21 protein-coding genes are annotated in these 21,254 nt (G+C 37.9%); 11 read left to right on the top strand and 10 right to left on the bottom strand.

What is annotated here, in order from left to right:
- Positions 1 to 123 precede the first annotated feature (123 nt).
- Positions 124 to 879 (top strand): twin-arginine translocase subunit TatC, encoded by a 756-nt coding sequence (tatC, locus tag MUN87_RS02675; protein ID WP_244746094.1) that lies wholly within the window; start codon positions 124 to 126, stop codon positions 877 to 879.
- A gap of 18 nt (positions 880 to 897) precedes the next feature.
- Entirely contained in the window at positions 898 to 1,119 is a 222-nt protein-coding gene (locus tag MUN87_RS02670) for a YozE family protein (protein ID WP_244746092.1), read from the top strand.
- A 17-nt stretch (positions 1,120 to 1,136) separates the two neighbouring features.
- On the opposite strand, the gene MUN87_RS02665 is transcribed toward MUN87_RS02670, so the two are convergent.
- On the bottom strand, positions 1,137 to 1,469 hold the full coding sequence (locus MUN87_RS02665; RefSeq protein WP_244746091.1) for a YolD-like family protein: 333 nt from the start codon (positions 1,467 to 1,469) through the stop codon (positions 1,137 to 1,139).
- A gap of 114 nt (positions 1,470 to 1,583) precedes the next feature.
- Between MUN87_RS02665 and MUN87_RS02660 the strand changes: the two genes are divergently transcribed.
- The 8 genes from MUN87_RS02660 (at position 1,584) to MUN87_RS02625 (ending at position 10,088) form a co-directional block, all read left to right on the top strand.
- Positions 1,584 to 2,741 (top strand): exonuclease SbcCD subunit D, encoded by a 1,158-nt coding sequence (locus tag MUN87_RS02660; RefSeq protein WP_244746089.1) that lies wholly within the window; start codon positions 1,584 to 1,586, stop codon positions 2,739 to 2,741.
- Position 2,742: 1 nt separating this feature from the next.
- Positions 2,743 to 5,850 carry an AAA family ATPase gene (locus tag MUN87_RS02655; protein WP_244746087.1) on the top strand — a complete coding sequence of 1,036 codons (3,108 nt, stop codon included), beginning with the start codon at positions 2,743 to 2,745 and terminating at the stop codon, positions 5,848 to 5,850.
- Between the two features lie 265 nt (positions 5,851 to 6,115).
- On the top strand, positions 6,116 to 6,643 hold the full coding sequence (vrrA, locus tag MUN87_RS02650) for a VrrA/YqfQ family protein (RefSeq protein WP_244746085.1): 528 nt from the start codon (positions 6,116 to 6,118) through the stop codon (positions 6,641 to 6,643).
- A gap of 88 nt (positions 6,644 to 6,731) precedes the next feature.
- Positions 6,732 to 7,694, top strand: coding sequence for a peptide-methionine (R)-S-oxide reductase MsrB (gene msrB / locus MUN87_RS02645; RefSeq protein WP_244746083.1), 963 nt, complete (start codon positions 6,732 to 6,734; stop codon positions 7,692 to 7,694).
- A 48-nt stretch (positions 7,695 to 7,742) separates the two neighbouring features.
- Positions 7,743 to 8,777 (top strand): AbrB family transcriptional regulator, encoded by a 1,035-nt coding sequence (locus MUN87_RS02640; RefSeq protein ID WP_244746081.1) that lies wholly within the window; start codon positions 7,743 to 7,745, stop codon positions 8,775 to 8,777.
- An 86-nt stretch (positions 8,778 to 8,863) separates the two neighbouring features.
- On the top strand, positions 8,864 to 9,067 hold the full coding sequence (locus MUN87_RS02635) for a DUF6501 family protein (protein ID WP_244746078.1): 204 nt from the start codon (positions 8,864 to 8,866) through the stop codon (positions 9,065 to 9,067).
- A gap of 97 nt (positions 9,068 to 9,164) precedes the next feature.
- Positions 9,165 to 9,734, top strand: a complete 570-nt coding sequence (locus MUN87_RS02630; RefSeq protein ID WP_244746076.1) for a histidine phosphatase family protein — start codon at positions 9,165 to 9,167, stop codon at positions 9,732 to 9,734.
- A gap of 114 nt (positions 9,735 to 9,848) precedes the next feature.
- Positions 9,849 to 10,088, top strand: a complete 240-nt coding sequence (locus MUN87_RS02625; RefSeq protein WP_244746074.1) for a ferredoxin family protein — start codon at positions 9,849 to 9,851, stop codon at positions 10,086 to 10,088.
- 113 nt (positions 10,089 to 10,201) lie between these two features.
- Here MUN87_RS02625 and MUN87_RS02620 read toward each other — a convergent pair whose 3' ends face one another.
- Positions 10,202 to 10,486 carry an acylphosphatase gene (locus tag MUN87_RS02620; protein WP_369413990.1) on the bottom strand — a complete coding sequence of 95 codons (285 nt, stop codon included), beginning with the start codon at positions 10,484 to 10,486 and terminating at the stop codon, positions 10,202 to 10,204.
- A gap of 1,036 nt (positions 10,487 to 11,522) precedes the next feature.
- On the opposite strand from MUN87_RS02620, the gene MUN87_RS02615 reads away from it, so the two are divergent.
- Positions 11,523 to 13,016: an FAD-dependent oxidoreductase gene (locus MUN87_RS02615; RefSeq protein WP_244746071.1), complete on the top strand. Its 1,494-nt coding sequence runs from the start codon at positions 11,523 to 11,525 to the stop codon at positions 13,014 to 13,016.
- Between the two features lie 196 nt (positions 13,017 to 13,212).
- On the opposite strand, the gene xerS is transcribed toward MUN87_RS02615, so the two are convergent.
- The 8 genes from xerS to MUN87_RS02575 all read right to left on the bottom strand — a co-directional run bounded on the left by xerS (position 13,213) and on the right by MUN87_RS02575 (position 21,230).
- Positions 13,213 to 14,292, bottom strand: coding sequence for a tyrosine recombinase XerS (gene xerS / locus MUN87_RS02610; protein ID WP_244746069.1), 1,080 nt, complete (start codon positions 14,290 to 14,292; stop codon positions 13,213 to 13,215).
- Between the two features lie 223 nt (positions 14,293 to 14,515).
- Positions 14,516 to 15,655 (bottom strand): oxidoreductase family protein, encoded by a 1,140-nt coding sequence (locus tag MUN87_RS02605; protein ID WP_244746066.1) that lies wholly within the window; start codon positions 15,653 to 15,655, stop codon positions 14,516 to 14,518.
- A gap of 196 nt (positions 15,656 to 15,851) precedes the next feature.
- The gene (locus MUN87_RS02600) at positions 15,852 to 16,091 is read right to left on the bottom strand and encodes an isochorismatase family protein (RefSeq protein WP_244746065.1); all 240 of its coding nucleotides are present in this window, start codon (positions 16,089 to 16,091) and stop codon (positions 15,852 to 15,854) included.
- 311 nt (positions 16,092 to 16,402) lie between these two features.
- Positions 16,403 to 17,545 carry an N-acetylglucosamine-6-phosphate deacetylase gene (locus tag MUN87_RS02595; protein ID WP_244746063.1) on the bottom strand — a complete coding sequence of 381 codons (1,143 nt, stop codon included), beginning with the start codon at positions 17,543 to 17,545 and terminating at the stop codon, positions 16,403 to 16,405.
- The gene (locus tag MUN87_RS02590) at positions 17,535 to 18,293 is read right to left on the bottom strand and encodes a glucosamine-6-phosphate deaminase (RefSeq protein ID WP_244746061.1); all 759 of its coding nucleotides are present in this window, start codon (positions 18,291 to 18,293) and stop codon (positions 17,535 to 17,537) included. Before MUN87_RS02590 ends, MUN87_RS02595 begins: the two co-directional genes overlap by 11 nt.
- A 20-nt stretch (positions 18,294 to 18,313) precedes the next feature.
- Entirely contained in the window at positions 18,314 to 19,321 is a 1,008-nt protein-coding gene (locus MUN87_RS02585; RefSeq protein ID WP_244746060.1) for a Gfo/Idh/MocA family protein, read from the bottom strand.
- Between the two features lie 34 nt (positions 19,322 to 19,355).
- On the bottom strand, positions 19,356 to 20,351 hold the full coding sequence (locus MUN87_RS02580) for a Gfo/Idh/MocA family protein (protein ID WP_244746059.1): 996 nt from the start codon (positions 20,349 to 20,351) through the stop codon (positions 19,356 to 19,358).
- 15 nt (positions 20,352 to 20,366) lie between these two features.
- Entirely contained in the window at positions 20,367 to 21,230 is an 864-nt protein-coding gene (locus MUN87_RS02575) for a sugar phosphate isomerase/epimerase family protein (RefSeq protein WP_244746057.1), read from the bottom strand.
- Positions 21,231 to 21,254 lie beyond the last annotated feature (24 nt).

Here is a 21,254-nt window from a genome sequence, read left to right as displayed (position 1 = left end):
CAGCATGGTACAAACGTGGCCGGAATGTTTCGGTTACTTACATAGGAAACGTAGAATCCCTGTTTCTTTTTTGAAACAGGGATTGCCTTTGGTACACTGTCTGACGATGAAGGGACGTTGAAAATGGAGGAAGATAAATCATTACCAAATGAAAAAGAGATGGGTTATCTCGAACACTTTGCCGAATTACGAAATCGTTTATTATGGACAGCCTTTATTTTTATATTATTTTTTATCGGCGGGTTGTACTTTGTAGATGATATTCGTAATTTCTTCCTGAATGATATAGACATAACACTCAATCTCATCTCACCTGAAGAAATTATTTGGGTTATCTTTATGATTGCCTTTATTGTGGCACTTGCTGGAACATTACCTTTTCTTTGCATCCAAATATGGTTTTTTGTCAGGCCTGGTTTAACGAAGCGTGAGCAACAACTTTCGTTAATTTATATTCCAGTTGTATTTCTATTATTTTTAGCAGGACTTGCATTCGGCTACTATATTTTTATCAAACTGATCTTACCATTTGTTCTGTCGTTAAATGATGGAATGTTTGAAACGATGTTTACAGTCGAGAATTATTTCCGTTTTATTTTTCGAGTGACCTTACCATTTGCTGTATTCTTTGAAGTACCGGTAATCACGATGTTTCTAACGAGTTTAGGGATCGTTACACCTCAATTCTTATCAAAAACAAGAAAATACGGCTATTTCATTTTGGTTATTATCGGTACGATGATTTCGCCACCAGATTTTATTTTGCAAATCGTTGTGGCCATTCCGCTAATTATCCTTTATGAAATCAGTATCATGTTATCAAGAATGGTTTATCGAAAAAAACAAGACAAACATCGTGAATTCATGGAAAATGAATAAAGAGGATGGGCGAATACAATGAAATCTTTTTATCACTTTATGATGCGTTATCGGGGAAATAAACAATTAGATGATGCTAGAAAATTAGCAGACTGGATGTTTTATGAACATGATTTTCCAAAGCATTCTGCTGATTATGATGATATTAGCCGTTATTTGGAATGGCACACACCATTTCCTGAGGCGATCTCAGCATTTGACCGTCTCTGGGATAGTTATATAGAAGAAGAAAAGCCATGAGGTGATGCTCATGGCTTTTACTTATGTCGAAAGCGAAGAGAAACGATCTGATTTAACTGTAATTTTTGCTTTATCTGCTTCGTTGTTAGCAGGTCCAACTTTCTGTTTGTTACATCTGCTTTTGTAATCGTACCTGTAACCGATTTGTTCATGCTATTATCGACATAGTCTATTTCAATTTCAGCGGATGTGTGCATGGCTTCCTGAATGGTATGCTCCATCTCTGCCAAGTCCGCTTCATTTAATATGGAAGGATCTACCGAATCTTCCTCAGCAAAAAAATCTTGCAACATCTTTACGTGCTCCGGTAACATTAAAGATGCCCATTTTATATTACCTCGATCATTCATCAATGTCATCACCTCAGTATCAGTTTACACAAACAGATGTTCTATTTCAATAGACTTCGATCATTTGTTCGTGTATAATAACAAGTAAAATATGGAAAGGATGGTGCGTGTTAGGTGAAAATTATTCATACAGCAGATTGGCATTTAGGCAAAATCGTTCATGGTTTACATATGACAGAGGACCAGGGAGAGGTGTTAAGAGAGCTTATCACTATTTTGGAGAAAGAAAAGCCTGATCTTCTGATTATAGCAGGAGACTTATATGATCGTGCTGTACCTCCGCGCGAAGCAGTAGATATATTAAACGCATTCTTAACGAAGGTATCCGTTGAATTAGAGATACCGATTGTAGCGATCTCAGGGAATCATGACAGCCCAGACCGTCTTGGATTTGGTGCGAGCTTATTTCGTTCCAGACAATTATATGTAGCGACCAGGATTGAAGATATTTTTCACCCTGTTCATTTACAGGACACTGATGGTGATGTGTATGTCCATATGGTCCCATATGTCGAGCCAGAGCAAGTAAAAGCATATTTCCAGGATGACACCATCCAAACGCATCAAGCTGCTATGGAATGTATTATTGCTCAATTGAAAGAAAAGATGACAGAGCACCCGGACGCACGCCATCTACTAGTTGGCCATGCATTTATCGCAGGAGGGATGGAGTCAGAATCGGAAGAAAGATTGACCATGATTGGAGGGACTCCCTATATTGACGCAAGCCTCTTTGATGCATTCGATTACGTAGCATTAGGGCACTTACACCAGCCACAAAAAATCAAAAGTGAGTATATCCGTTACAGTGGGTCGCTAATGAAATATTCTTTTTCTGAAGCCAATCATCGTAAATCCGTTACCTTGCTCGAACTAACAAATGAGGACAAGCAATTATCGACCATCCCATTACACGCGCCAAGAGATTTACGTGTGCTGGAAGGCTATTTTCAGGATCTGCTAGATGGAAAAATTGCAGAGCCGACAGAAGATTATGTGCAGATACGCTTACTGGATGACGGACAAATTATGGATCCAGTCACAAAGCTCCGTAAGCTCTATCCGAATATTCTCCGTTTAGAGCGGAAGAATTCTTATGTTCATCAATCTTTAAAAGAACTGCAGTCCATTAAAGAGAAGCAAGAAATGACGCATGAGCAATTATTTGCTGCCTTTTATAAAGAAATCAAGAAAACAGAACTGTCTGAAGAACGTGAAACATATATAAAACAAGTCATTCATCAAGTCATGACGGACGAAAGGGGGAAATAAGATGCGCGCATTACAATTAGAAATGACAGCATTCGGTCCTTATCGCGAGAAACAGTATATCGACTTTACAGAACTGGGTGCTGAACCAATTTTTTTAATAACAGGTCCTACCGGTGCAGGAAAGACGACGATCTTTGACGCTATCTGTTTCGGTTTATATGGCAGAGCAAGCGGTGCTGATCGAGATCAGGAAGCATTTCGCAGCCATTTTGCAGAAGTTGCTGATCAAACGAACGTTCGTTTCACCTTCTTATTACACGGAAAGAAGTATCAGGTAACAAGAAGTCCCAAACAATTGAAACCAAAGTCCAGAGGAGAAGGGTACACAGAAGAAGTAGCAAGTGCCAGCTTATATATGTACAATCAGCAGGACGAATGGGAGTTACTGGTATCCAAAATTAAAGATGTGAATGAAACACTGGAACAGATGATCGGATTAGATTATGAACAATTTAAGAAAATGATCATGATTCCACAAGGAGAATTCCGTAAGTTAATTTCTGAAAATAGTAAAGAGCGGGAGGAAGTATTGCAGAAAATTTTCCGCACTTATCTTTACCGCAATATTACAGAAAAATTAAAAGAAGCATCTGCCGAATTAAAAGAGCAAATAAACAAATTACAATGGCAGCACCAGCAAGAATTGGACAAACTTCCAGAAGGCACCGTTGATGAGCAATCAGCAAGCAAGACGAAGGAACAATTAGAAGACCACCTTCTTGCAACGGATAAACAGATAGAAAATGGTAACCACCAATTAGAACAAATGACAGAGGAATTAACAAAGCTGCAGGAAAAATACTATCAGCAAAAACAATTAGTAGACTATTTTACCGAATATGAACAATTGCAGCTTAAACAAAAGCGATTAGCCGAAATAGAACCTGAAATAAAACAAAGAACAGAAAGACTGGAATTAGCGAAGACCGCGGATAAGATAAAACCAGTTGAAACATTATTACAAACACGAAAACAAGAATGGCAGCAACAATTGAATGCACTAACCACTGTTAAGCAGCAATTAGACACAAATCAGTCTCGGTATACACAAATCAAAGAATCCTATCAGCAGGAACAAAAAAACGAGCCAGAGCGGGAATCATTACAATTTCAGTTGAAAGAGCAACAACAACTGTTGGGCAAAATGGATGAATTCGAAACCATTTCTCAAAAACGTCATAAGCTTGATCAACAGCGACAACAGATAACGCAAGAACTAACCGATTCCGAGAAAAAAGTTGCAGAACTTGAAAAACTGAGAGATGAAAATTACCGTCTAAAAGATGCGATACATGAGACATCAGCAGGATTGCAAAAAATAGAGCATCAATTAGAACGGAATGTCCGTCAAGCTCAGGAAATACAAGAGTTAAAGACTGAGTATCAGCAGCTGCAACTTTTAAGAAAAGATTATCAGCAATATCAGCGTGTACAGCAAAAATTACAGGAGAAGGTTAATGAACAGACCACCCATTGTAATCAATTGGAACAAGAACGAAAAGATCACATTGCCAGTGATCTAGCTGCATCTTTAGCGGCTGGAGAGGCCTGTCCGGTTTGCGGATCACAGCACCACCCATCACCAGCCGCTAATAGTCAGCAAGAAATTTCGGAAGAACAACTGGAGATTGAGAAGAAACAGTTAACAGATGTGCAGAACCAGGCGAACGATATGCAAATGAAACTATTGCAAATAAAGGAACAAGGCGAGGGAAAACGCCAAATTGTGAATCGTTTGTTAAGTACGATCGGAGCAGAAACAACACAAGAAATAACGCAGGCAGAATTGCAGAAACTCGAACAACAAATAATGGAAGATCTGCGCGACAGGAGACAAGCTCACAAGCAAGCATATGCAACGTGGCAGCAGCAACAGCAGAAGGAGAAACAGATGTCCAGTAGATTAGCAGATTATACGCAGATCAAGCAAAATACTGTCGACCTTCAAAATAAGCAGAAACAGTTAGAGAGCGATTATCAACAAGTTCATGCTAAATACGCTCAACTATTGGAGCAATTACCCCATGATATTAACTCAGCTAAAGCATTTAAACAGCAAGTGAAACAGTTAGAAGAAACCTTACAAAGTATGCAGAGCAAGTGGAAACAAGTACAAGCGGACTATGAACAAGCATTAGCAGATAAACATAAACAAGAGACCAAATATAACGAGGCGGTTGCTTATAATCAGCAATTAGAAGAGAAATACAAAGAACAGCAGTCCGTTTGGCAGCAAACGCTAGCAGACTATCATTTTGATAACGAAGCAAGCTATAAAGAAGCTTTACTTGCAACAGATAAACAACTACAAATGGAGCAAGACATAAACCATTTTTATGAACAAAAGAATGTACAGGCAAATCGGCTAAATAGCTTGGAAGAATGGATCCGTGAGCGTGAAAAACCAGACCTTGAAGTTATACGTGAACAAATGGCGACAATGCAACTGCAAAAGGATGAACATTCCAAGCATATGCAGTCCATTGAATTGTATCGGAACCAGCTTATTGATATCATTCGGAGAACGAATAAACTGACAGCGGAAATGGAAGGATTGAATAAGGATTATTATCATATCGGGGAATTAGCGGATCTTGCTAGAGGAGATAATACAGCAAGATTATCATTTGAACGATTTGTATTGTCGACTTTCCTAGACGAAATTCTGTTGCAAGCGAATATAAGGCTAGATAAGATGTCCGATCACCGTTATCAGTTAATTCGAAGTGAAGAATTAGCAAAACGAGGAGCGCAGAGCGGATTGGATCTCGAAGTGCTCGACCATTATACAGGTAAAAAGAGATCGGTCAAGACTTTATCGGGTGGGGAAGGCTTTAAAGCATCTCTGAGCTTAGCATTAGGTATGGCAGATATTGTTCAATCCTATGCAGGCGGCGTTCAGTTGGATACATTATTCATTGATGAGGGATTTGGAACATTAGACGAAATATCACTTGAGCAAGCAATTGCCTGCTTGAAAGACTTGCAACGTGATCACCGCGTTATTGGCGTCATTTCCCATGTAGCGCAATTAAAAGAGGAAATTAAGGCGAAACTAATTGTCGAATCCTCACCGGAAGGCTCCACTGCAAGTTTTAAAATCGACTAATATCATGTTTTTTCATAGCCTAACAACGGTTCATCGTGTATATATTGTCAAAACATGCGCTTGCCCAGGAAATAGTGTGCTCACCAATTAATCTGTTTTTATACACGAGAGGTAAAAGAGACTTGATCATCATCAAGTCTCTTTTGTTGTTGTGTTTGGATAGCATCCATTGCAACATATCTCGAAAAAATGATCACAGCCTATAACAAGATGATGATAGTCACATATACTGTATTACGAAATGATATCGAAAAGGAGGATGTTTATGTTTCGTCCACCAAACCAACCACCGCAATTTCCTATGCAACAAATGCCACCAGGTGGCGGTGGCTATTTTCCTGGATTTCAATCAAGAGGACCAATGCCGCCGATGCCTAATCAAGTTAATAACCCAAGCGGATTACAAGGCCTGTTACAACGTTTCTTGCCTTCCCAAGCGTCATCTGCATCACAAATCTCCAACTTGGCATCAAATGCAGGAGCTGGCAGCGGGAGTAATTTAATGGGAACATTAAATAATGTACAGCAAGTATTGAAAGTGGCTCAACAAGCAACACCTTTAATAAAAGAATACGGACCTATGATCAAAAATGCCCCGAAACTTATCAATATGATGAAAGCACTAAGCGAAATTAATGATGATGAAGATGAAGAATCAACAGATTTAGCGGTTGATACCCAAGCGGATGAAGATGATGAACTTGATATCACCGGATCAAGAGATGAACGCAGACAATCAAATGCGAACAGAAAGCGAACAACAGCAAAATCACAACCAAAGTTATTTATTTAAATAACGATAGGCTTAAAACAGACCACTTGCATTTTTAAGATTCTAGGAGCAAAATGAAAGTAGAATCGATCGAACAGGAGGCTTTAACATGGCAGAGAAATCAAGTGAAAAAGCAATTTTTGCAGGTGGCTGTTTTTGGTGTATGGTGCAGCCATTTGATGAACAACCGGGAATTCTGCAAGTTGTTTCTGGTTATACAGGAGGAGACAAGCCCAATCCAACATACGAAGAAGTTTGCACAAATACAACAGGTCATCGTGAAGCAGTCGAGATTACGTATGATCCCAACATATATTCTTATCAGAAGCTGTTAGAACTTTTCTGGCAACAGATAGATCCCACAGATCCTGGCGGTCAATTTAATGATCGTGGTGAATCTTACAAGACGGCGATTTATTATACCAATGAAAAACAAAAAGAACTAGCGGAACAATCAAAACAAGCATTAGAAGCAAGTGGCAAATTTAATCAGCCAATTGTGACAGATATTCTGCCAGCCAAACCATTCTACCCAGCAGAGGAAAAGCATCAGGATTACTACAAAAAACAAAACTTTCACTATCAGCTTTATAAAAAAGGGTCAGGACGAGCGGATTTTATCAAAAAGCACTGGGGCAAACATTATTCCAAAGATGAATTAAAAAAAATTCTATCACCAGTTCAATATCATGTAACGCAAGAAAATGGAACAGAGCGTCCATTTCAGAATGAGTACTGGAATAACGAGCAGGAAGGGCTATATGTTGATGTTGTAAGTGGTGAACCATTATTCTCCTCAAAGGATCAATACGATGCAGGTTGTGGTTGGCCAAGCTTTACTAAACCGTTAAATCGCCATTCGATTAACGAGAATATGGATACTTCCCATGGCATGCGTAGAATAGAAGTAAGAAGTGACCATGCAGATTCACATCTGGGGCACGTATTTGATGATGGTCCAATGGATAAAGGTGGTATGCGGTATTGTATTAATTCTGCAGCATTGCGGTTTATACCGAAAGATCAATTAAAGAACGAGGGACTGGAAGAGTTCCTGCCATTATTCGAATAGCTTCCCGTGTACCGACGGGGAGTTTTCTTTACTAGAAGGTTGATAATATTGTACAAACAACTTATCTCATTATTGATCATGTATTTACTAGCATTTCTTGGAGCAGTCCTATTGTATTTCGCGCACATCCCATTGCCGTGGATACTAGGACCGTTACTGATTATTTTCATTTATAACACTGTCACCCCGATAACATTAAGCCAGAATAAGTGGTTATTAAATATCAGTTTCCTATTCACCGGCTGTCAAATAGGTGCTACGTTCACGACAGAAACATTAGAAGAAGTAATTCCTTATTTCATCCCTTTCTTTATTATTACCGTTTTACTAATTTATGCATGCATGAAAAGCGGTGAAATACTAGCTAATTATGCCGGTATTAGCAAAACAACAGGTGTTTTAGGGAGCATACCAGGCGGATTGTCCGTAATGGTTGAAATGAGTGATTCACTAAAAGCAAATACAGGTCTTGTTGCAATCTTTCATACGATCCGCTTGATGGCAGTCTTAATGATTGTCCCTTTATTAGCATCATTCATGTTCACGCATACGGACTCAGCAGCTATGACATCTGAGCGATTAGCATTTAACGGTTGGACTGCGTTACTCTATGGTGTTCTGTTTGTTTTAGCCTACATATTGCGTCTCAAAATACCAGCACCGTTCGTACTTGTACCGATGTTAGTCATCGCTTGCTTCAAAGTCAGTGGTGTTGAGGTAGGAGATGTCCCGGTTAGTTTATATCATTTTGCACAAGTATCGATTGGTATCCACTTAGGGCTGTCCATTTCCATGACCGATATAAAAAAAGCGGGCAATTTTTCTTGGATCTTCTTTCTATTTACTTGTGTGATTATTGTGCTATCCGTTGGGTTAGGTTATGTTTTCGCAGCGATGTCTAATTTAAGCTTTGCAACAGCAATGCTTAGTCTGGCACCAGGAGGGTTAGTGGAAATGGCCATTACCGCAGGGGAGGTTAACGCAGATCCTGCCATCGTAGGCTCCTTGCAGCTGGTTCGATTGCTGTTTATTATTTTGATTCTTCCAGTTGCTTTAAAAAAATGGACCAGACTCGATAGTTGACCATAAAAATATTATGTAAACTAGAAATAAATACCTTGTATAAGCTGTCATAAATCGTTATGATAGGAAAGAAGGAGGGGGTAATTATGATACATAAGAATTGGGAAAACAACCCAACTATTAAACAGCTAAAATGTGTGCATACCAATGCAAAAAAATATAAAGTAAACTCCGTACTAACAGAAGGTAATGTGTATGACGTAAAAAATGAAACAGACGAATTTTATTTCGTGATTGATAATACAAATAGAATCGCTGGTTTTAAAAAAGACTATTTCGAAACGGTTTAAACATGTTTAGAACCGGGAAAACATGGGAAATAATATAAGATAGGCTGATAGACCTAAAATCTCTACGCTTTTAACGATTCTCCATAGGAGTGATAAAATGAAAAGAATTCTTCTAATTCGACACTGTCATGCTGAAGGACAGCATAGAGACTCTCCACTTTCAAAAAGGGGCATTCAACAAGCCTACGAGTTAGCCAGAAAGTTGGAGCAGCTCAGCTATCCTATTGACAGAATCATTACCAGTCCGTATATGCGGGCAAATGAAACAATCAGACCGTTTGCAGCAAGACAGCAAATAGAGGTAGAAACAGATGAGCGCTTAAAGGAAAGATTATTAAGTGAACAGCCTGTTGATGATTGGATTGATATTTTGGAAGAGTCTTTTGAGAATTTCCATTTTAAATTGCCAGGTGGAGAATCTTCTAATGATGCATTTAAACGGGCAGATCAAGTGTTAGAGGAATGTTTGCAGGATCCGTTAAATGAAACGATTATCGTTGTAACACATGGAAACTTATTAGCATTAATGCTGCAAAAGTTCCATGTAGATTTTGGTTTTCATGAATGGAAGACACTTACTAATCCTGATGTGTTTTTAATTCAGAGAATTGGGGGAGAATATATTTCAGAACGGATTTGGGAAGATTCTGAGTCCTATCACTACTGAAATATACCTTGAATTCTCTATCAAATCAGCTATAATGGTATTCGTGCATTTAAAAATATGATAGAATGTTTTGTATAGAGACATAACGATTAATCGTTAAAGGAGGGGACCATCTTGGCATTTGTTATTACGTCACCTTGTGAAGAAGAAAAAGCAGGGGAATGTGTAGAAGTTTGTCCAGTAGATTGTATAGAAGAAGGAAAAGATATGTTTTATATCGATCCGGACATTTGCATCGATTGTGGTGCATGTGAAGCGGTGTGTCCAGTAGAAGCAATCTACATGGAAGACGAAGTACCTGATGAAGAGAATGAATACATCGCATTAAACCGAAAATTCTTCGAAGAAAAATAAGCATAACTTGACATGCTCCTCGTCTGATAGCGAGTGCAGAAGTTTTACTTATAATTTCTTAACGTATAAACAAAAACCGCTATGATAAAATAGCGGTTTTTTTAGTACGTCATTTAGTACTTAATTTCGAATTTATTAAATTTATCAGATACATTCTCTTCCGTAATTTCTAGATTTTTCACTTTAGCAAAGGTTGATGGGCCTTTTCGAATTTGATCTAAAAAAGCCTCTATATCGTTATCTTCCCCTTGTGCCTTAATCACAACCGATCCATCTTCCTTATTTTGTACAGAACCGACTGTATTATGCTCTGCAGCAGCCTGCTGGGCAAAAAATCGGAATCCTACACCTTGAACTCTACCTGATACAATGACATGAATCTGTCTCAACTTGATCACCTCTTATCCTTCATAGTAACATCGCCCATTTTCATTTTCAAAAGTTTGCTATCATACGATTTTTATGCATTTAGTTACAATTAAGTCATTATTCCTAGCAATAAATGATATGTGGTCACATACCTATAGTAGAGGACAGTGGTGAAAGCAAATAACAATTGGAGTGGGGAAGATGGGATGGAAAAAACACCTTATTTTATTAATACCATTCGTTATATCCGGATTAATTCTAATCTATGCGATACCACGAAGCGACAGTCAATATACACTGCTAACCGCCATAATTCTCTGGATAATTTATTACGGATGGATTTATAAGAACAAAGGCGCAAGCGCCCGTTTAGAGACGTAGTGAGTGGAGCGAATCAACTGAGATAAAGGAATCACGGTGAGCTTGCGAATCGATGATGACTATATCGTAGGGCGAAGTCGCCTAGTCTCTGGGCGCTGGAGCCGGACGTGGCCGTTTCTGTCAGCGAACATCATTTAGCCTAAAATTTATACTTTCTTGACTTACAAGAAAACCTGGGCATAATCCGCCAGGTCCTATTTGATTTAGATTTTATATAACTACCTATATTATGGATTATGTTAACAAAGAATGTATTGCAAAACAGTCATTTTGAAATATGTTATCTGCGGTGCAAAGCTCCGGAAATATGCTCCGCGTCCTGTGGGCACGGGAGTCTCCGCATATTTCTTACGCTTAAGGGAAGTGCTACAACGCACGGAACAGCAAAAAGCAGTGGTTCTAGGCATTTTTCAATAACTATTATTTATGCATACGATCAATATAGCTCTACCAAAAATTGTAGAGCCTCAATTCTAGCGTAGGCCAACCACGGAGACTCCCGCGAGATTATGCAGGCGCTGAGGCTAAGATAATCCACATTATAAGAATCTACCTTCCAAATTGCTAAAATTTTATGCTTTCCTACTGCAGAATAAAAAAGAACATGATAACACCTGATCAAGTGTGATAATCTCTTCTAATTTTGGTAATGCTACAACTATGAAGAAAAAAGGAAGGGATCTTATGCATACTTCAATTTGGTTAGACACAGAAATAAAGCCATTCCAGCCATTACACGATAGTCTACAAACGGATGTAACGATTATTGGTGGCGGGATTACTGGCGTTTTAACAGCTTATCATTTAGCAAAACAAGGGGTCAAAGTCGTACTTTTGGAACGAGACCGTCTTTCTCAATCTACCACTGGCCATACAACGGCAAAAATAACGGCACAGCATGATCTCATCTATGATGAATTAATTCAGCATTTTGGTGAAGAAAATGCATCTCTATACTACCAAAGTCAAAAAGAGGCGATGGCATTTTATCATAAAACAATAAAAATGTTTCAGATAAACTGTCACTATCAGCAAGAGCATGCTTATTTATATACGAATCAGCCAAACAATCGGGAGAAATTGGAAAAAGAAAGTGAGGCCTATCAGAAATTAGCAATCGAAGGGACCTTAGTTGATCAAATTCCTTTTTCATTTCCACATTTAAAAGCACTTCGTATGAATACCCAAGCACAGTTTGATCCGAGAACTTTCTTGAAAACGATTGTAGCAGAAATTGAAAAATACCAAGGACATATCTATGAACGAACAACTGCTGTGGACATTGACTATCAATCTAATACGATTGTAAGAACTGCAAGAGGACATAATATTATAACAGACAACGTAGTCGTAGCAACTCAATTTCCATTCTACGAAGGAAAAGCATTCTACAGTACGAGAATGTATCCATCTAGATCGTATGTAGTAGGCTTCACATCTTCAGAAGCCTATCCTGGTGGAATGTATTTAGATGTAGATCAGCCAATTCGCTCGATTCGACATGTGCAAAAAGAAGATAAGACGATTTGGTTACTAGGAGGGCAAGCACACAAAACGGGCCAACAGCAGCAACATGCAGATCCGTACACAGAGCTAACACAATTTGCTAATCGATATCTCAGAAGTCAAGCGTTTCATTATCAATGGTCGGCACAGGATTATGAAACACTTGATAAACTACCATATATCGGGGCGTTGAACAAGCGTCATCCAAATGTCTTTGTTGCGACAGGATATCGAAAATGGGGTATGACGAATAGTGCGGTAGCTGCGCAGTTACTAGCAGATTTAATTGTCGGAAAAGAAAATCCATATAAAAAACTATATCAACCGCAACGTTTTCATGCAGATCCTGATTTAAAGGCGTTCATGCGAAATAATTCAGACGTAGCAACAGAATTCATAAAAGGAAAATTAAGTAAAACAGATCGTGTAGAACAACTTAAACCGAATTCAAGTGCAAAAATTAAACACGATGGTAAAACGATAGGCGTTTATAAAGACGATGATGATCAATTGCATGCAGTCGATCCAACATGTACGCATTTAGGTTGTGAGTGTAATTGGAATCAATCAGAAAAAAGTTGGGATTGTCCATGTCATGGATCGAGGTTTAATTATGACGGAAAAGTAATCGAAGGTCCAGCAACAAAAAATTTAAATAAACTCAGCTTATAAATTTTTATTCTGTCTCAATATCTTAAGTATACTTTGTATACGAGATATTGAGATTGTTTTATTCTCAACTTCCCATAATATATATTATGTAAACTAGAAAAAATTATCGAAATGGAATGTATCAGACTCCTCTATTGTCTATTAAAGGAAACGTCCCTGTATCGTAAACAAAAACTATCTAAAAAAAGAGCGAGACTTAGTTCTCTTTTTTAGATAGTTTATTTACCGCAGAGCGCATCTCGTCATTTGTTAAATGTGTATAAATCATAGTAGTTTGGATAGAAGAATGTCCTAGTTGTCTTCTTAATTTCGGAACATCATTGTTTTCTAAATGATACCTGGTCGCAAAGGAATGTCTTAATTTGTGTACTGATAATGAAGGTTTACCGAAAGCTGTAGCATACTTTTCTACGATCTTTTCGATCGAACGAGCACTAAGCCTTCTAGTCGTTCCTTTTGGTCCCATGACAGATGCAATGAATAAAGCGTTATTATCTTTACTTGGGTTATACCTTTCCTGTCGTATTTTTATATAATCTTGCAAATCATTCATAGCTTGATTACTAAAATACACATATTGCTCTTTATTTCCTTTACGTACGACTCTTACCGTGTTCTTTTTCCAGTCGATATCATCTGCATTTATTCCAACAACCTCTGATAATCTAAGACCTGAGCCAAGAATTAATGAGACGATTGCTGTGTCTCTTTCTCTGTTCTTCATATGAAAATTAAAGAGCTTTTTGTTATCATTATTAAGTTCACCGTAGTCATTTGCTATAAATTGACGGAATTGCTCATATTCATCTCCACGGAGCATTTTTCCTTCCATGCGGTTTGCAAGCGTTTCTTGATCTTCTTTTACAGCATTAAATTCAATCTTAGCCATCACATTTCGCCGAATATAAGGTTCTAATTCTGGGGTTTCAGCTATATTTTGCAAATAATTAAATAGAGATTTCAATGCTGATAATTTGCGATTTATTGTTAGTTCTGAATTATCTTTTTTAAATTCAAGAAAGGATAAAAAATCCTCTATCTGTTGAACTGTTAAACGCTCCAATATTTCGAGTGGTATTTCTGTACGTTTACCACTAAAGAAACCTTCAGCTAATAACCAGTCAATGAATATTATATAATCATGACAATAGTTCAAAAGAGATGCAGGAGAGAGTTTTCTTCTTTTTTTGTCTATGTATTCACCAACATACCAAGGTAATTCTTTTACTTTATTTTCAACTTTTTCATAATGACGCTGCCTTTTTTCTTTACTCATTCTTATCACCTCACTTACAATTTTAAATTCTAAAGATTATTACGTCAAATTTATATTTTACGTAATAATCTATTTTTAATATAAATGGCTTTGTCGTTAACCTAACTAACTCCTGTTCAAAGACGAAAAAGTCTAAACCATTCCTAGGTAGTTTAGACCCCAGAGGTTAATTAGTCTTGATAGTATATAGTAACTATAACAGGTAAAATCAGTTCGTTTTATCTTAAATTAAAATGGGATAAATTCTATCTGCTTCTTTACCTAATTCCATTTGAATACTTGTAATTCGTGTAAGTATCTCTATTAAGTGTATTTTTTCCTTTTCATACTCTACAACAGAATCTGCTGCTAACTTAATTAGTTTCGGCACCTCCCATGCACTCCGCAAAGCAAACGATACATAAAATCCGTATTTAGGTAATGTAACATCCCCATTCCAACCAGCTTCTCTAAGGCCATCAATATAGTTTGTAAACAGTAATTCCTTATAATATTCCCCTTTTTCAATCGGAATATCTTGTTGGCTCAACGCAACACCGTATAGTTTTCCTAAGTCTTCACCTAAACCAGAAATACTTAAAAACTGCCAGTCAATTAACGTCAATTGTTTTTTAGTACAGTTATGTAAATTAATGTACATATTTTGTTTACTTAGATCTTGGTGAGCAAGTACACGTGGTAAGTTATCCAACGCGTTATAATGTTTGTCTAAGTTTTTATTTAAGTAAACATATGAATTATATATACTATCAAGATTGCTTAGATTTTGAACCTTTGAAAGGTAAATAGTTGGATCAACGGAATGCTTTTTACAACCATTAACCCATGACTTGAGCCATTTACTACAAATCCATGTATAATCAGGAATAGTTTTTTCTGTAATATAAGCACCATTGAAAATACCTAATTGTCGAGCAATAAATGCAAATTCTTTTTCAGACCATAATTGCTTATTATCTTCTTTAATTTCTTCCATCCATAGCCATACTGAATCATTTCCCTTTTCTTCAACCTTATAGCATTGAGGTGCATAAATAACATCAGGAAGATCAGTTAAAACTCCTGATTGATTCACCAATGCTTCTCTTTTCCAATAGTTGTGATGTTGTGGATTATTCTTTTCAACTTGTTCCGGTTTAATAATCTTTAATATAAGCGACCAAGGGATTTCTTTTTCTGAGACTACTACAGTTCCATAAATTCGGAAAATACCATCCGTTGTAAAATTTGGCGATACATCGGAAATAGCTTCAAGGCTCCATTCTTTTACATTAATAATCTTTTTATTTATTATTTTAGTAACACATTCATTTAAAATGCTTATGTTTAAGGCTCTTTGAATTTCTGGTAATGCTTTTTTCATTTCTACACCTCAGTTATTATAAATCATTTATATATAATTTCTGAATTAACCTATTTAAAATCCAATGTTGCAATAGGTTGCAATTTTATGAAATTCATATAATCATATACTGACTTTTTGCAAACAGCTCATTACTGTATCTCCAAATGACCTAACGTCAGATAAATAATCATATCCTTTAGGTGAACCAAAACTATTAAACATCCGAACTGCAACCAATTCTTCCTGTGGAATTACTAATGTCAAAACCATTACCTTTTCCATTAGCTACATCAAGATCTCTGACAAAAACTATGGAAATACTTGCATCCCTAGCCTTTTGAATCACTTTGTTAATATTCCTAATCACTTGTTCCTTATTATAAATTGAACTTACTTCTTGATTTCCATCCATTAATGCCTGTTGTGCGTCAATGATTAAGAGTGTTTGGTTCACTTTTTTATCTTCCCCTTCTAGCTTTAAAAATGTAAAACTACTTAGATTTCCTTTATATTGATAGTATCATAAAAATGTAAAATTCAGCTTAAATTTATTCAAATTTAAAGACTTTGCTTATTTCTGATAGCAAATATTCGGAGACTCCGGCCCAAGAGGATGTTTTCAGAGTTATTCTAAATATATTCAATATTTCAAAATTACGAAATTGATAAACTGTTTAGTATCACAAAAGCAATACCAGCCACTCCTTGTAAAGCACGAATGGCTGGCCCTTTTCACAAAAGCTTATTCAGGTTGTAAAGTATTTGTTAGAACACCGTATACCCTGCTTTGATCGTCTGACTAATTTGCTCATTCTGCAACAAAACAAAATCAGCAGGAGCTCCTTCTTCCAATCCATTCCTTACCGATAAATTCATTAGTCTAGCCGGATGAATCGAGGCAGCATCCCATGCCTCTGCAAATGTACAAATACCAAAGTCCACAAGGTTTCTAATACCATCTTGTAACATTTGCACTGATCCCGCCAGTAAGTCCGGATTCTCTGCTAAATGAAGTTTCCCTGCTTCCGTGAGTACTACTTCGCCACCGATGTGTGTCTTATAAGTGCCAGGTTCTAAGCCACTTAAGAAAACCGCATCACTAACTAAAATTGCACGCTCTTTTTTCACTTTGAAAATTACTTTTAATACAGACTCTGGCAGGTGAAAACCGTCAGCTATACAACTGTTCCATAGCTCATCCTGTGCTAACTGTTCCCATATATAATTCGGATGTCGCGGCAGCATCAGATGAGCGCCATTTCCTAAATGAGTAGACATAACAGCTCCTGATTCGACAGCTGATCGAATTTGCTGGCTTGTTGCTGCTGTATGGCCGATAGATACTTTCACACCACTGTTTTTGCATTGCTGGATAAATTCTGCAGCGTTTGACCACTCGGGCGATAAAGTCAGTAGCTTAATCTTCCCTTTAGCTGCTGCTTGCCATTCCTTAAATAATGACCAATCTGGCGCTTTTACATATTCCTTGCCATGTGCTCCCCTTGGTCCATCTTCAGAGGAGATAAAAGGACCCTCCAAATGAATTCCTGCGACTGTCTTTGCTACTAAATCATCTTCGTCACAGGCTTGAGCGATTGTTTCTGCTGATTCTTTTATCTCTTGATCACCATTAGTGATAATTGTTGGATAATAGGAGGTAACCCCTTCTTTAAATAATGCAAAGGAAGCATCTTTTATTAGCTGTTTTGACAAAGGATAAGCATTAAAATCCCTGCCTTCATACCCATTAATTTGAAGGTCTACAAGTCCTGGAGCAATGATTGGCAATGTATCAGCGTCGGGATTTTTCATTTCTTTTATCGCAAGGATCTTCTCATTCTCAACGGTTATTTCTATCGGTCTCTTTGACTTATAATGAATCCCTTTGAATAGATTACTAGAGGTCATACGAATCACGATCCACATACATATGACAGTCGGGATGCTCTCTCAAAATCGTGGCTGGACATTGGGTCGAGACAGTACCCGTTAATGTCCGCTTCACTGCTGTTTTCTTCGATGCACCTGGTACAATACAAAACAAGTGAGCACCAGACATCATAGCAGGAATGGTTAACGTTAAAGCGTGTGTTGGCACTTCATCAAAAGTTTCAAAACAACCATCATTTACTTGCTGCTGTCTGCAGGAAGCATCGAGCTCGACAATTTTCATGACCTCTTTATCATTGAATTCAGCAACTGGCGGATCATTAAAAGCAATATGTCCGTTTTCTCCGATCCCTAGGCAAATGATATCGATCGGTTCAGCATTTATGAGTTTTGCGTATCTTTGACACTCTTCTGTAGCGTCATTGCTGCCATCTATGAGATGGACTTTTTTAAATGGCACTTTGTCAAAGATATGCATTTTTAAAAACGCACTAAATTTTTGTGACACCGAATCTTTGAGACCAATGTATTCATCCATGTGAAAGGCAATAATCCGTTCCCATTCAATCTCTTTCTCTTGTAATAGTGCTTGCAAAAACTCAATTTGAGATGGCGCCGCTGCAAAAATCATCCGTACCGACTCCTGGCGATCTAATAATGCGCAGATTTTGTTTGCAACCTCTTTCGCTGCTACCTTTCCCATCTCTTTCCGGTTATCGAAAACACGGAAATTTAGTTGATCGACTTGACCTTCCTTGATATGCATTTCTTCCTTCACCACCTTTTTCAGATTACATTCAATTGTTTTTCTAGACGGCTAGATTGATAGGTGCCCAGTATGATTTCTAATGAATGCTGTCCTTCTGTCCCTGGAATAAGTGGCGGACGCTTGTCTTGCACAGCTAATGCCATATCTTTGATCTGTAAGCGATGTCCGTCTGGAATCACCTCGAAATCTTCAAATTCTGGCAGCTGAACCTCTTCCCCGTCAATTTCTAGTTTAGTAATCGTATCCTCTTCTATTTCTAATGTTCCCTTTTCGCCGTGTATCGCTAATCGTTGTCCTTTACCATCGTAAGCCGTGGTTGTAATTTCTAATACACCCATTGCACCGTTTTCAAATTGTAATAGCGATAAAGCAGTGTCCTCTACTTCTATGTCACGTAATACTGCTTTCGTTCTTCCGTATAGTGATGCAACAGGACCTGCCAGCCATTGCAGCATATCGACGGTGTGAATACCTTGATTCATCATGGCACCTCCGCCATCTACTTCCCATGTCCCTCTCCATCCAGCACTGTCATAGTATGCTTGATCGCGGTACAGCTTCACATATGCAGAACATAGACTTAGCTTCCCTAATCTGCCTTCTTGTATGAGTTGCCTAGCAAAATTAGCCTGTGGTGACATTCGTCGTGGAAATACGGTAGAAAGTAATACCTGGTTCTCTTCACAAGCCTTAATCATTGCAGAAATATCCGCTAATGTAATAGCCATGGGTTTTTCTACTAAAATATGTTTCTTTGCTTTAGCGACTTGAATGGTTTGCTCTGCATGAATTCCGCTTGGTGTACAGATACACACCACATCAATCGTATCGATCGCCAGCATTTGCTCTAAGCTTTCGCAAGATACTGCCCCATGTTTATTTCCAAAAGCATCACTGATTTCCTGATTGATATCATATACAGCAACTAAAGATGCTTCTTCTGTTTCTGCAATTCCTTTAGCATGAATTTCTGCAATAATGCCACAACCGAGTATCGCAAAATTCGTTTTCTCAAGGTTTGACATGCCATTCATCCTTTCTTATCAAAACTGTAAGTCTTCATGTGCGATTTACCTTACATGCCTCTTCATCCGCTTTAATCGTAGCTTCTGTAGCAGCAAGCAGATCCTCATGTTCTATTAACCCTTGGTCTCCACGTATACGGCTTAAAAAATCTTCAGTAATTGTAACTGATGGATTGATTTTTGTTATTTTGGTTAACTCTTTCTTATCACTCACTTCTATTAGCAAATCTTCCTCAGCTATAAAAGGATCACCTTCTAAACGAATTTCTGCCACCCCCTTCGTACCAACCACATAAAGGCGGCAATCTCCCCATGTCCAGCTTTTATCTGGTGTATGCCAATCCGCATACAATTGAGCAATTACACCATTATTCATAACCAATTGCAGTCCAGCTGCATCATAAAAGGATGGATATTCAGGCAGAATGTTCTTTGCTGCATGACAAGATAGTGTAACGATTTCATCACTTGATAACCAGCGCAACAGATCGATGTCATGCACAAATAAATCAATGATGATTCCTCCAGATTGTTCTCTGGAAAAATGCCATAAAGGTCGTTTGGCAGGATTCAACTGGTGCGGTTTTCTCATCGAAATACTTACGATCTCTCCTAAATCTCCATCATCAATCCGCTTTTTCAGTGTGTATATCGACGGTCTGAACCGCTCTGTAAGCAGCATGCCTATTTGAATCTTTCCTCTTTCTGCTACAGCTTTTAGCCTTTCGAAATCTTTGCGGTTGGTAACTGCCGGTTTGTCGATCATGATATGTTTTCCATATTGTTCACACAGCTCAATGATAGTTATTTTGTCATTGTTAATACTTGCACATCCAACAACGTCAACTGACTCCTCTAATAAGGGGTCTATCTTATCTACTATTTTCAATCTGTATTGCCCAGCAATTGTTTCAACTAAAGATCTGTTTTCTGGTTCATAAATCCCCACACATTCATAACCTAAATCAAGCATTTCTTTGATAAATATACTGATGTGGGGATGTTGACAACCTATAACCGAAAATTTCACTCGATCGCTCCTTTCCTATGAAAAAGAATTCCTCTTTACCATTTTGTGAACCTTTCTTAAATCAGCATCCATTCTGTCTTTTGGCGGATAAGGGGCTGCACATTCCAGCGTAACCCAACCGTTATATCCTATTTCACACAACGTATCAAATAGCGGTTGGTGATCCACCGCTCCTTCTCCTAACAAACATAGCATGAACTGTTCATCCCCATGCTTCGTTCTATTCGTAAAACTGCCAGCTGCAGTGGATTCTTTTACTCTCTTTACATCCTTTACATGAAAATGAAAAAGATGCTCTCCTAAATCAAGGATAGAATCTCTTCCGTAATCCGTATCTGTGATATACATATTACCTGCGTCATGTATAAAGCCAATGTCCTCACAATGCCCGATCATTTGAATTAATTTCTTACTTTGCTCTACTGTTTCGATAAGACTTACATTATGGATTTCCATGATCACTTTTACCGAATAGGCTTTTGCTTCTTCGACACATTGTTTCAACCAAAAAGCTGCTTTCTCATAATGATAATCTTCAGCAAGAAATCCATTAGGACCACCAGGAAACACGCGAACCATATCCGCTCCAAGTATTTTTGCCCATTTAAGAAGTTGTCTGAATTCCTGTAAACCTTCGGCACATTCCTCATCACCAGCAGTAGAAAAATGCCCTGTATACCCTGCAAGAGCTGGAATTTCTAATCCTAACTGATCTGCTAAAGCTTTCATTTCTTTTACTCTTGGAAGTGAAGTACCCGGGGACAGGTGAGGTTCCTTGCAAGCTATTTCAATGCCATCAAATCCTAATTCCTTCGTCATAACCATTGCTTGCTGAATACTATAATCAATAAACGCTCCGCTGAAAGCTGCATATTTCATTAATTATTCAAACTCCCTTGTAAA

It is taken from the genome of Gracilibacillus salinarum (assembly GCF_022919575.1).
Classification (GTDB): Bacteria; Bacillota; Bacilli; order Bacillales; family Amphibacillaceae; genus Gracilibacillus; species Gracilibacillus salinarum.
Note: the sequence above shows the minus strand (reverse complement) of the source record. Positions and strands in the feature narration are given on the sequence as shown.